Genomic DNA, 11,427 nt, shown 5'->3' with positions numbered 1-11,427 from the left:
TTTAGTCCTCCTTTTCCGCAAGCTCGATAATCTTTTTCAGGCGGTGGCTCAGTCCCGGTTTGGAGATGGGCGGGTCGAACCGCTGCGCCAGCTCGGACAGGCTGTCCGTCGGGTATTCCAGACGCAGGCGCACGGTCTCCCACAGGTTGCCCGGAAATGCGTCCTCCCCCCGGCTGTCGATCAGCGCCTGAATCGCCGCGATCTGCCGTGCCGATGCATCGGCGGCCTTCATCATGTTTGCAGTCTCACAGTTGACCTGCCGGTTGATCGTGTTGCGCAGATTCTTCTCCACCTTCGCCTGCATCAGCTCCATCGCCGCGTGCGGCGCACCGATGCGCGTGAGGAAATCCTCCGCGCTTGCGCCGTCCTTGAAGTACAGCAGATACGCGCTACTGCGCCGTGCCTGCTTGGGCGATAAACCTAAATCAAGCATCAGGCTTGTCTCCTCACCCGACAGACTCTGGTGGGTGGTTTTCAGCTCGAGATGGCTTTTCTTGTCCGGTCCCGCGACCGTGCCGCCCATAAGGAAGGCGCCGCGCAGAAAGGACGCAATGCAGCAGTCCTCCTCGAGCAGATTACGGTTGATATGATAGGTGATATGGCTCTTGCAGTCGTAGCCGAGCGCATCAAACACGCGTCCGATCTGCGCCGGTTCGGTGAGCACAAGCTGCTGCTTGCGGCCTGCCTTCTGCGGCTCGCACTCGACAAAAAACGCGCGCTGCAGCAGCGCCTGCAGGCGACGGACAACGGTCATGTTCTCCGCCGACAGCCGTATCTCCTTGTGCGAAAAAACCGAGGCATGGAGCAGTGCGCCGTAAACCTCGGCACGCGTGCAGCAGGCGCGCTGCATGGATACCCGGCACAGCTCGTTTTTGACCTCGGTTGAAAAAGACATATATTCTCTCCGTTCTGTACAGCACGCTTCGCCTGTCCGGAACGAAGCGGGTTTATCTCTGGTAATCGCGGTGCATGGTTACTACACCGTATTCCTTCCTGCGCAGGTGTTCGCTCAGCGCCTCGGTGATAGCGACCGAGCGGTGCTTGCCGCCGGTGCAGCCGATGCTGATGATCAGATTCGCCTTGCCTTCCGCGATATAGCGCGGCAGCAGAAAGTCGATCATGCCCGTCAGGTAGCGCATCAGCACATCCGCCGTACCGCCGCGGAACACATAATCGCGCACCTCCGGATCGGTGCCGTTGCGCTCGCGCAGGCTCATTTCGTAATAGGGATTGGGCAAGAAACGCACATCGAACACAAGGTCGCTCTCGGGCGGAATACCGTACTTGAAGCCAAACGACTGCACGATGACCTCGAACACCTCTCCGCTCTCGGTGCCGGAAAACAGCGTCAGCAGACGCTCGCGCAGACCGGCGGCAGACAGTCCGGTGGTGTCCACCACAAAGTCGGCACGGTCGCGCAGACCGGACAGCATTTCGCGTTCCTTTTCGATGGCGGCTGTCATGGACATGCCCTTTTCCATCAGCGGATGCTTGCGGCGCGTCTCCTTGTAGCGGCGGATGAGCGTCGGCGTGTCCGTGTTGAGGAACAGGATGCGGTAATCGCAGCCCATGCTCTTGATCGAATCCAGCGAATCAAACAGCTGCTGGAAATCGCCGCCTGCACGCACATCGGTGACGAGCGCCACACGTTCATAGCGTTCGGTTGCCGCCAGACAGATCTCCGCGAAGCGCGGTATGAGGGAGATCGGCAGATTATCGACGCAGTAATAGCCTAAGTCCTCAAGCGTGGCGACCGCGCGGCTCTTGCCTGCGCCCGACATACCGGAAATGATCAAAAAATACATGTTACCTTTCCCCCTGCCCTGTGTTTCTGCTGTGATAACGCCGCCGAGCGGCGCTGCTGATTATTTTACGATGCGCACCTCGCACTCCAGCTCCACGCCGAACTGCTCGCGCACCCTGTTCTGCACCAGTTCGATCAGGCGCAGCATGTCATCGCATGTTGCACCGCCGCGGTTGATAAGAAATCCCGCGTGCTTTTCCGAAACCTGTGCCGCGCCGACGCTCGTGCCCTTGAGACCGGCCTGCTCGATAAGCTGGCCCGCAAAGTGTCCCACGGGACGCTTAAATGTCGAGCCTGCCGACGGGAAGTTGAGCGGCTGTTTGTCGCGTCTGCGCTGCGCGAAATCGTTCATCTTATCCAGAATCGCCGCCGAATCGCCGTTCTGCAGCTGCATGGTCGAACGGAGCACTGTCCAGTCCGGATGCTTGCGGAACACGCTGGTACGGTAGTCAAAGCCGTGCTCATCGCCCTTGAGGGTGCAGATATTGCCTTCGCCGTCTACAAATTCAGTCTCCTGCACAATGCCGGCCATCGTGCCGTCATACGCACCCGCATTCATGTAAACCGCGCCGCCCAGACTGCCCGGAATGCCGCCTGCAAACTCGGCTCCGGTCAGACCGGAACGCTGTGCGCGGCGGGCAATGCGGCTGAGCAGCGCGCCCGCCTCGGCAGAGACGGTGTTATCCTCGTTTACGCGGACTTCATCCAGCTCGGATGTGCAGACAACCGCACCGCGGATGCCCGCATCGGCCACCAGCATGTTGGAGCCGTTGCCGAGCAGCAGGAACGGAATATTGCGCTCGCGCAGTACGGCAAGTGCCGCGGTCAGTTCCCTGCGGGTCTTCGGCTGCACGAACAGGTCGGCCGGTCCGCCGATGGCAAACGTGGTATGGCGGCGCATGAGTTCATTTTCTGCAATATCTATTTCAGGTGCGGCCTCTCGCAATGCCGCGATGCAATCCTTAATATGTTCCATAAGGCGTTTAATCCTCCAAAAATCTATATAAAAAAGTTTAAGTAGTATACCCTCGGAATTCCTGCCGCGTCATGCGGCGGCGCATCGAAGGTCCGGCACCGGGAGCAGGCTCCGGTTTGTCCTGCCATGCCGTTTTGGTTTTTGCTTTACTGTTTATTATAACAAATGTAGATGGGATGCGCAATCAGTCCAAGCGGGTTTCCGCAGATTTTTTCGGTTAAAAATCGGTTTTTTCTCTATTCGGCACCGGCTGAGCGGGGCACTCGAACTGCCGCAGGCGTGTTCGCCCCTAACGGGCGGGAGGTTTTTCGCTTGAAATCAAGCGAGGAGTTGCGCTCTGCGGAGCGCAGGGATTCGCCGCGCCCCGCGGCGGGGCAAGAGGGTAGACACCTACGGTTTCTACCCTCTTAACTCCCGTTTCCCTTTATTTCTTAGTCTGGCGCAGATTGCCGACATGTGACCGCTTCGAAATACGGGAACGGCAGTCGGGTTACTCTTGCGTTTGTTTCGCGAAATATTCGCAGTTCACAGACAGCGTACTGCTACACAGGTGGTTTTGTCTCCGCAGGCGCGACATAACAGTGTCGCGCAACTCGTAAGTCTGGAGATTATGGACGGCACCTACGAATCTATCTATTTAGTAATATTTATCCTCGCAGGCCCTGTCTATAACAACGCGCTAAAGAATCGCGCGGCACTGCTATGCCGCGCCCAGCGGAGATGAAACCATATGTGTAGCAGTATGGTATCTGACGCTGCGAACAGGTTGCGAAAGACACGGAAGAAAAAATCCTCTGCCGTTCCCCTATTTCGCAGCGGTCACATGTCGGTAATCTGCGCCAGACCATCCAAGGGAAAGGGGTGATTCACAAGAGGGTGGAAACCGCAGGTGTCTACCCTCTTGTGCGCCCGCGCGGCGTCAGCGCAATTTCCCTCGCTTCGCAGGCGACGCTCCCGCCGTTCTGCACCAGAACGCAAAAGAGGAACACCGCTAACTCACAGTGTCCCTCATTGCACACAATTATTTGGTTTCCTGATCTTTCTGCTTCTGTGCAGCATTTGCCGCACGGCGGCGCTCTTTTGCACTCACCGGAGGCGTTGTCTCCTGCGCTTCAACGAACGCGTGTGTCTCCGGGTCGATGCGCTTATGCCCGCGATAGTCGTTCGTATCCACGGACAGACCGCGCTTTTTCAGCAGATGATTGATCTTCTCGGTCAACATGCTGTACAGCACGGCAAACAGCGGCACGCCGATCACCATGCCTGCGAAGCCCATCACGCCGCCGAACAGCAGAATGGCGAACATGACCCAGAAGCTCGACAGTCCGGTGGCGTTGCCGAGGATTTTCGGTCCGAGGATATTGCCGTCAAACTGCTGCAGCAGCAGCACAAAAATGACGAAATACAGCGCCTGCACCGGACTGATGACCATGATCAGAATGGTACTCGGAACCGCACCGATGAACGGCCCGAAAAACGGGATGATATTGGTCACGCCGATGATAACCGCAATCAGTAGCGCGTACGACGTCGGCATGGTCATCCAGCCGAACGAGATCATAAGACGCATACCAATAAAGCACAGCACGCCGATGATCGACGAGTCCATCAGCTTGCCGGTGATGAAGCCGCCGAACACGCGGTGGATATGCGCCACACGAGCCATGATGGCATTCGCCTTTTCAACCGTGAAAAAGCTGTACGTCATCTTTTTCGCCTGTGCGCAGAAGGTGTCCTTGCTGTTGAGAATGTACAGCGCGATAATGACACCGATCAGCAGATTCATCAGCACGTTTACGGTCGTAACAACGCCGCTCATCATGTTGCCGAGCTGCGGCAGCAGGTCATTCTGCGCCCAGTTCATTATCTGTGCGGAGAACTGATCGTACAGGCGCATGAAGCTGTGCTCAATTTCCGGGTTGTTGTGCAGCAGCGACGCCACCCAGCCGGATATCTCGTTCATATACAGGTCCATCGAGTCTACCAGCGAGGTGATACTCGTGACCAGCTGCGGCAGCACCATCCACAGCAGCACGCCTACAACCGCCAGACCGAAGGCCAGCGTCAGCGCGCTGCACAAGCCTTTGGCAAGCCGTGTGCCGTTTTTGAATTTACGCGACATCGGCGGCTGCAGATTGCGGTACAGCATGTTGAACACCGGCATGAGCAGGTACGCCATCACAAAGCCGTAGATGAACGGGCTGAGGATGCTGAAAAATTTCTTGATTACGCCCCAGATTATTGTCATGCGGAACAGCACGAACACGACCAGTACGCAGGCTACAATGACACCTAACGCAGTCAGCCCCCACTCAATATAGTGCGGCTGCAGGTCAAGCCGGGACTTTTTTTCCTGATTGGGATCTTCCAACAATAAACTCCTTCCTGTCAGCTGTCAGAGAATGAAAATGAAGATTGAATACGCTTAGTCCTCATCCTCATCAAAGAACACGCGCCACAGCAGATACAGCCACGTTGCGGCAAACGCTGCGAAGATGATCGCGCGGAACTTCTTGAAGAATTTAGAGAAGCAGGTGCCCAGCCACAGACCGAACGACAGCAGGCAGGTCTCGTAGATGAAGAACTCGATGAGCGAGAAGCCGCGGATCTTTTCGGTCGTGGTGTTCATAAAGCGTCCTGCCTGATCGCAAGCGTTTCCTGCGGTGTGCAGCATCTGCTCGGCACGGCTGCGCAGCGCATCGCGGTCAATACTATCCAGATATTTTTTCATAGCTTGTTCTCTCCTTTTCGTTTTACCGTATTACGCGGACGCGCTGTCCGCCTGTGCTCCCTGGGTTTGGGGTCCCCGGCGATGCTGCACGGCGTTTTCCCCATCGAGGAAATCCGGCCGAGCCGCATGCCGATTTTTTCTGCCAGTGCGTCGGCGTCCGCGCTGCCCGTCCTGCGCAGAGCCGCCTGCAGGATCAGTCCCGCAGCCCGCGCATCCGATCCAGCCTCGTGGTGGTTCAGGTCGATGTGCAGCGCGGCAGATACCGTATCCAGTTTATGATTTTCCAGCTCAGGCCATACCCGCTTGGACACCTTTACCGTGCATAAGTACCGACATTCGGGCATTTTCAGTCCGTAATGCGCCAGACAGCTGCAAAGCACATTCGTATCGAACATAGCGTTGTGACACACGATGACGCAGCCCTCCGCGATGTCGGCGAGCGGCTCCCACACCTCGGCGAACGACGGTGCGTCCGCGACCATCTTCTCCTTGATGTGGTTGACGCGGACATTGCCCCAGTGGAACTTGCCCACGCATTCCGGCGGACGGATGAGCGAGATTTTCTCATCTACCAGCTGATTATCCTCAAACACGCTTGCGCCGAGTGCGCACGCGCTCAGCGGCGAGGCGTTTCCGGTCTCGAAATCCAGTGCAAGATATCTCATTGCAGCGCCTCCCGTCCTGCCGCCTCTGCGCGTTCCTTCGCCGCGAGCAGCAGTCTGTACAGCGGCGCAAGCTGCCGCATGGTCTTCAGCATGAACGGAACAAACGTGCCGTCCAGCACCGGAGCAAAGTCCTCACCGTTCGTGTAATCCACGCCGATCTCCTTGCGGTTCAGCCAGTCCTGATATTCCGACTTTGCGTCCGGGAATTTCGGGCGCTTGTACATCTCGCCCGCAAGGTGCACCTGCGGACAGCTGTTCACCGCACGAAAGGCGTCAAGGAACAGCCTGTCTTCTGCGAGGATCATTTCGCGCAGCGCTTCCATTTCGCCTCTGCCCCACGCGCCCCAGCAGCCGAAGGCCCAGTATTCGGGATGCAGTTCAAAGTAGTATGCAGGAACGGATTCGCGTTCCCGTCGTGCTCTGCGGAAGAACAGCCACATGTTCGCCCGGTAGAGCGTTTTATCCTTGGTATATCGGGTATCACGCCGCACGCGGGATACCATGCGGGACGGCACGGTGACGAACTGCGGGTCTATCTTGACCATCTCCGGCGTCATTTCCGCGATCAGTTCGTGAAAGGGCCGGATGGATAACCGCTTGATCTCGTCCTTGTGTGCATCGTAAAATTCTTTGCTGTTTTGCAGACGATTCAGTTGCAGAAGATCCACGCCTTCTGCGGAAAAACCGTGAAATGCCATTTGTGTTGTTAGCCACCTTTTTGTTTTTGACGATTGTAAATCGTCGTTCAGGCATAGAAATACCTAAGTATATTTTACCGCGTTTTTTCATTTTCTGCAACAGGAGTTTGACAGTTTTCCGTTCATAACACGTTAATCCCCCTGTGTATTTGTGCAATTTGTTGACCGCCGCTTGACAGAAAGGGTTGTTCCCTGCCGAAAATTCTGGTATACTGAGGATAAGTATATTGATAGAAAAAGGTGGAACGATCATGCTTACTGCTGCTAAAAAGGAATTTATCGAATTTATGATGAGTGCCGACGTACTGCGCTTCGGCGATTTTACAACCAAATCCGGTCGAAAGACCCCGTATTTCGTCAACACCGGCAACTACAAGACCGGCCTGCAGAACTCCCGTCTGGGTGAGTTTTACGCAGCTCTGGTCAAGGAGACCGTCGGCGATCAGTTCGACGCAATGTTCGGTCCGGCGTACAAGGGCATCCCGCTTGCTACCTCGGTTTCCGGTGCGCTGGCCCGCAATTACGGCATCGACAAGCCGTTCTTCTTCAACCGCAAGGAGGCCAAGGACCATGGCGAAGGCGGCAATATCGTCGGCTACAAGCCGCAGGACGGCGACCGCGTTATCATCATCGAGGACGTAATCACCGCAGGCACCGCTATCCGTGAGACCATGCCGGTGCTCAAGGGCTGCGCAGATGTGAAGGTTACCGATATGTTCATTTCGGTAAACCGCTGTGAGGTCGGCCAGAACCCGGGCAAGACCGCCGTTATGGAGGTCGGCGAGGATTTTGGCATCAAGGTCCACGCGCTCGTTACCGTGCAGGATATCCGTGAGTATCTTGCGGATAAGGAGGAGTACGCACATCTCCTGCCGCTGATGGATGCTTATATGAAGCAGTATTGCGTATTTTAACTATCGCGGCATAATCGCATAAGAAAAAAAGAACGCTCGATGGAGCGTTCTTTTTGTTTGCCTTTTTTCCACTAAGCACCGCCCATTTCGGGCGGTGCTTTCATTTTATCTCACTTTTCCGCCTGCAAAGTCTGCAAAAACTTACGCATCCTGCGGCAAGCCTCGCGCAGATGGTTCATCGAGTACGAATACGAAATACGCACATGACCCTCACCGCTCTCACCAAAGGCGCTGCCCGGAATGACCGCGACCTCCTGCTCATGCAGCAGTCTCTCGCAGAATTCATCACTGGAAAGTCCGGTGGACTCGATCGACGGGAACATATAGAACGCGCCCTGCGGCTCAAAGCACTCTAGGCCCATGCTCCGCAGCTCGCCGAGCAGGTAGCGGCGGCGCAGGTCATACTGCTCGCGCATGCGCTCGATATCGTCCTCGCCGGTGCGGATAGCCTCAATGCCCGCGAACTGCGCGGTCGTCGGCGCGGACATAATACCGAACTGATGAATCTTGCAGATGTGGCGCATCAGCTCCTTCGGGCCCATTGCCCAGCCGAGACGCCAACCGGTCATCGCATAGGACTTGGAGAAACCGTCCACAACAATGGTGCGCTCCTTCATGCCGTCCAGCTCCGCAAAGCAGACGTGGCGATCCGGGCCGTAGGTCAGGCTGTTGTAAATCTCATCCGACAGCACGATGATGTTCGTGTCCTTGATGACCGTCGCAATCGCCTGCAGCTCATCGCGCGTCATAATCGCGCCGGTCGGGTTGTTCGGGTACGGCAGGATGAGCAGCTTGGTGCGCGGCGTAATAGCAGCGCGCAGACTGTCCGCCGTCAGCTTGAACTGGTCCTCCGCGCGGGTCGGCAGCGGCACCGGAACACCGCCTGCCATCTGCGTCAGCGGCTTGTAGCATACAAAACTCGGCTCCGGAATGAGCACCTCGTCACCCACATTGACAATCGCGCGGATGGTGTTGTCGATCGCCTCGGAGCCGCCGACCGTCACAAGGATCTCCTTGTCCGCATCGTAGCACAGGCGGTACTTGCGGCGCACGAGCGCGGCAATCTGATTGCGCAGCTCGGCAAGACCCCAGTTGGAGGTATAGAAGGTCTGTCCTTTTTCCAGAGACTGAATGCCAGCGCGGCGAATCTGCCACGGCGTTTCAAAATCCGGCTCGCCCACACCGAGCGAGATCGCGTGCGGCATTTTAGCCGCCAGTTCAAAAAAGCGGCGAATGCCGGAAGGCTGTACCTCTTTTACACGCGCAGAGAGAATCTGCTCGTAGTTCACCATGCCATGACCTCTCTCTTATCGCTGTCTGCCGGGTCGAATTCCACACTGTTGTCCTTGTATTTTTTGAGGATGAAATGCGTACCGGTGGACAGCACGTTCTCCATCGGCGCCAGCTGCTCGGAGACAAAGCGGGCAACCTCGCGCATGGTGCGTCCCTTGATGATAACGGTCAGATCGAAGCCGCCGCTCATCAGGTACACGCTCTCCACCTGATGGTGCGAATAGATCTGACGGGCGATCTCATCAAAGCCCATACCCTTCTGCGGGGTGATCTTGACCTCGATGAGTGCGGTTACGCTCTCCTTGGATGTTTTATCCCAATCGACCACGGTCTTGTAGCCGAGGATCGTCGAATTCTTCTCATACGCGTTGATCGCAGCAGCCACATCCTCCTCGGTCTCACCGAGCATCGCGGCCAGCTGTGCCGGAGTCAGACGCGCGTCCTGCGCCAGCAGATCAAGCAGCTTTTCAGGGTTTTTCATAATAAATGACCTCCCTTTTTCGTTTTTCAAGAATTACTTTATTATAGCACTGCGGTGCAGTTCTGTCTACGCTTGGAGTAGAAATTTTGCGATTGCGGAATGAAGAATTAAAAGAAGTCCGAAAAATTTTCGGACTTCTTTCATTACGCAAAAATCAACGAACCACAGCGCCCTGATCTGCAGAGGTGACCAGACGCGAATAGCGGTACAGCCAGCCGGACTTGACATTCGGCTCACGCGGAACGTACTTGGCACGGCGTGCCTCCAGCTCCTCGTCGGAAACATTGACATTTACCTTGCTGTTCGGAATATCAATGGAGATGATATCGCCTTCCTGCACCAGACCGATCTCGCCGCCGGAAGCAGCCTCCGGCGAAACGTGACCGATGGATGCGCCGCGGGACGCACCGGAGAAACGGCCGTCAGTGATGAGCGCAACCGTGGTATCCAGCTTCATGCCGGCCAGCGCAGAGGTCGGGTTGAGCATCTCGCGCATGCCCGGACCGCCCTTCGGACCCTCGTAGCGGATGACAACAACGTCACCCGGCACGATCTTGCCGTTGTAGATGGCGGAAATTGCGTCCTCCTCGCAGTCGAACACGCGTGCCGGACCTTCGTGCACCATCATTTCCGGTGCAACTGCCGAACGCTTGACAACGCAGCCGTTCTTTGCAATGTTGCCCCACAGAACAGCGATGCCGCCGGTCTGCGAATACGGATTCTCGAGCGGACGAACGACCTCCGGGTTCTTGTTGACAACGCCCTCAAGGTTCTCGCCGACCGTCTTGCCGGTGCAGGTGATGAGCGACAGGTCGAGGAAATCGCGCTTGGTCAGCTCCTTCATGATGGCCGGAACGCCGCCTGCCATGTAAAGCTGCTCAATGTGATGCGGGCCTGCCGGAGCCAGATGGCAGATATTCGGCACCTTGCCGGACAGTTCGTTCAGGGTCTCAAGCTGCAGCGGAACGCCTGCTTCGTTTGCGATTGCCAGCAGGTGCAGAACCGAGTTGGTCGAGCAGCCGATCGCCATCTCGCAGGTCAGCGCGTTGCGGAACGCTGCCGGCGTGAGGATGTCGCGCGGCTTGATGTCCTTCTCGATCAGCTCCATGATCTTCATGCCGGCATGCTTTGCCAGATGAATACGGGCAGCCGAAACCGCCGGGGTCGTGCCGTTGCCCGGCAGCGCCATGCCGATCGCTTCGGACAGGCAGTTCATCGAGTTTGCGGTGTACATGCCTGCGCACGAGCCGCAGCCCGGGCAGGAATTGCACTCGGCTTCGTAGAAGGTCGCCTCGTCCATCATGCCGGCCTTGTAAGCGCCGACCGCCTCGAAGGTCTTGGACAGGGATACCTCCTCACCGCCGAAATGGCCTGCCAGCATCGGGCCGCCGGAAACCAGAATGGACGGAATGTTCAGACGAGCGGCGGCCATCAGCATACCGGGCACGATCTTGTCGCAGTTCGGGATGAGCACTAGACCGTCCAGCTGGTGCGCCTGCGCCAGCGTCTCTACGCTGTCCGCGATCAGCTCACGGCTTGCCAGCGAATATTTCATGCCGATGTGACCCATGGCAATGCCGTCGCATACGCCGATGGCCGGAACGAGCACCGGCGTACCGCCTGCCATGCGAACGCCTGCCTTAACCGCATCCGCGATCTTATCGAGGTTGATATGGCCCGGGATGATCTCGGAATATGCCGAAACCACACCGATGATCGGCTGATTCATTTCCTCGTCGGTCATACCGCAGGCGCGCAGCAGCGAACGGTTCGGCATGCGCTCGGGTCCTGCAGTGATGTTATCACTTCTTCTCACGGGGATTTTCCTCCTTTGAAAGCAGTCCAGCAGACTGCCTGATAGAAAA

Annotated in this window: 11 protein-coding genes; 1 reads left to right on the top strand and 10 read right to left on the bottom strand. The window is 57.0% G+C overall.

The features are described from left to right. Position 1: 1 nt before the first annotated feature. The 7 genes from whiA to DWZ82_RS05805 all read right to left on the bottom strand — a co-directional run bounded on the left by whiA (position 2) and on the right by DWZ82_RS05805 (position 6,874). Entirely contained in the window at positions 2-895 is an 894-nt protein-coding gene (whiA, locus tag DWZ82_RS05835) for a DNA-binding protein WhiA (RefSeq protein WP_118479468.1), read from the bottom strand. 52 nt (positions 896-947) lie between these two features. Continuing rightward, positions 948-1,805: an RNase adapter RapZ gene (gene rapZ / locus DWZ82_RS05830; RefSeq protein ID WP_118479466.1), complete on the bottom strand. Its 858-nt coding sequence runs from the start codon at positions 1,803-1,805 to the stop codon at positions 948-950. A gap of 60 nt (positions 1,806-1,865) precedes the next feature. Then, complete coding sequence (gene murB, locus DWZ82_RS05825; protein WP_110437063.1) at positions 1,866-2,780, bottom strand: UDP-N-acetylmuramate dehydrogenase; 915 nt, start codon at positions 2,778-2,780, stop codon at positions 1,866-1,868. Positions 2,781-3,801: 1,021 nt separating this feature from the next. Next, positions 3,802-5,151 carry an AI-2E family transporter gene (locus tag DWZ82_RS05820; protein WP_118479464.1) on the bottom strand — a complete coding sequence of 450 codons (1,350 nt, stop codon included), beginning with the start codon at positions 5,149-5,151 and terminating at the stop codon, positions 3,802-3,804. 54 nt (positions 5,152-5,205) lie between these two features. Next, positions 5,206-5,511 (bottom strand): hypothetical protein, encoded by a 306-nt coding sequence (locus DWZ82_RS05815; protein WP_118479462.1) that lies wholly within the window; start codon positions 5,509-5,511, stop codon positions 5,206-5,208. Continuing rightward, a complete protein-coding gene (locus DWZ82_RS05810) occupies positions 5,508-6,176 on the bottom strand; it encodes a 3'-5' exonuclease (RefSeq protein ID WP_118479460.1) in 669 nt (222 codons plus the stop codon). Before DWZ82_RS05810 ends, DWZ82_RS05815 begins: the two co-directional genes overlap by 4 nt. After that, entirely contained in the window at positions 6,173-6,874 is a 702-nt protein-coding gene (locus DWZ82_RS05805) for a DUF2461 domain-containing protein (RefSeq protein WP_118479458.1), read from the bottom strand. Before DWZ82_RS05805 ends, DWZ82_RS05810 begins: the two co-directional genes overlap by 4 nt. Positions 6,875-7,125: 251 nt before the next feature. Between DWZ82_RS05805 and pyrE the strand changes: the two genes are divergently transcribed. Beyond that, the gene (gene pyrE / locus DWZ82_RS05800) at positions 7,126-7,788 is read left to right on the top strand and encodes an orotate phosphoribosyltransferase (RefSeq protein ID WP_110437067.1); all 663 of its coding nucleotides are present in this window, start codon (positions 7,126-7,128) and stop codon (positions 7,786-7,788) included. Positions 7,789-7,898: 110 nt separating this feature from the next. Here the strand turns inward: pyrE and DWZ82_RS05795 are convergent, their stop codons facing one another. From DWZ82_RS05795 to ilvD, 3 genes are all read right to left on the bottom strand, one after another. Continuing rightward, the gene (locus DWZ82_RS05795) at positions 7,899-9,080 is read right to left on the bottom strand and encodes a pyridoxal phosphate-dependent aminotransferase (protein ID WP_116705107.1); all 1,182 of its coding nucleotides are present in this window, start codon (positions 9,078-9,080) and stop codon (positions 7,899-7,901) included. Further along, the gene (locus DWZ82_RS05790) at positions 9,074-9,562 is read right to left on the bottom strand and encodes an Lrp/AsnC family transcriptional regulator (RefSeq protein ID WP_118361494.1); all 489 of its coding nucleotides are present in this window, start codon (positions 9,560-9,562) and stop codon (positions 9,074-9,076) included. Before DWZ82_RS05790 ends, DWZ82_RS05795 begins: the two co-directional genes overlap by 7 nt. Positions 9,563-9,716: 154 nt before the next feature. After that, on the bottom strand, positions 9,717-11,378 hold the full coding sequence (ilvD, locus tag DWZ82_RS05785; protein WP_270554114.1) for a dihydroxy-acid dehydratase: 1,662 nt from the start codon (positions 11,376-11,378) through the stop codon (positions 9,717-9,719). Positions 11,379-11,427: the final 49 nt, after the last annotated feature.

Origin of the sequence: Butyricicoccus sp. AF35-5AC (assembly GCF_003477715.1) — a bacterium.
Taxonomy (GTDB): Bacteria; Bacillota; Clostridia; order Oscillospirales; family Butyricicoccaceae; genus Agathobaculum; species Agathobaculum butyriciproducens.
Note: the sequence above shows the minus strand (reverse complement) of the source record. Positions and strands in the feature narration are given on the sequence as shown.

Bases quoted from the DNA above. Each gene is read 5' to 3' on its own strand.
- whiA (WP_118479468.1), bottom strand. From the start codon at position 895: ATGTCTTTTTCAACCGAGGTCAAAAACGAGCTGTGCCGGGTATCCATG.
- rapZ (WP_118479466.1), bottom strand. From the start codon at position 1,805: ATGTATTTTTTGATCATTTCCGGTATGTCGGGCGCAGGCAAGAGCCGC.
- murB (WP_110437063.1), bottom strand. From the start codon at position 2,780: ATGGAACATATTAAGGATTGCATCGCGGCATTGCGAGAGGCCGCACCT.
- DWZ82_RS05815 (WP_118479462.1), bottom strand. From the start codon at position 5,511: ATGAAAAAATATCTGGATAGTATTGACCGCGATGCGCTGCGCAGCCGT.
- DWZ82_RS05810 (WP_118479460.1), bottom strand. From the start codon at position 6,176: ATGAGATATCTTGCACTGGATTTCGAGACCGGAAACGCCTCGCCGCTG.
- DWZ82_RS05805 (WP_118479458.1), bottom strand. From the start codon at position 6,874: ATGGCATTTCACGGTTTTTCCGCAGAAGGCGTGGATCTTCTGCAACTG.
- pyrE (WP_110437067.1), top strand. From the start codon at position 7,126: ATGCTTACTGCTGCTAAAAAGGAATTTATCGAATTTATGATGAGTGCC.
- DWZ82_RS05795 (WP_116705107.1), bottom strand. From the start codon at position 9,080: ATGGTGAACTACGAGCAGATTCTCTCTGCGCGTGTAAAAGAGGTACAG.
- DWZ82_RS05790 (WP_118361494.1), bottom strand. From the start codon at position 9,562: ATGAAAAACCCTGAAAAGCTGCTTGATCTGCTGGCGCAGGACGCGCGT.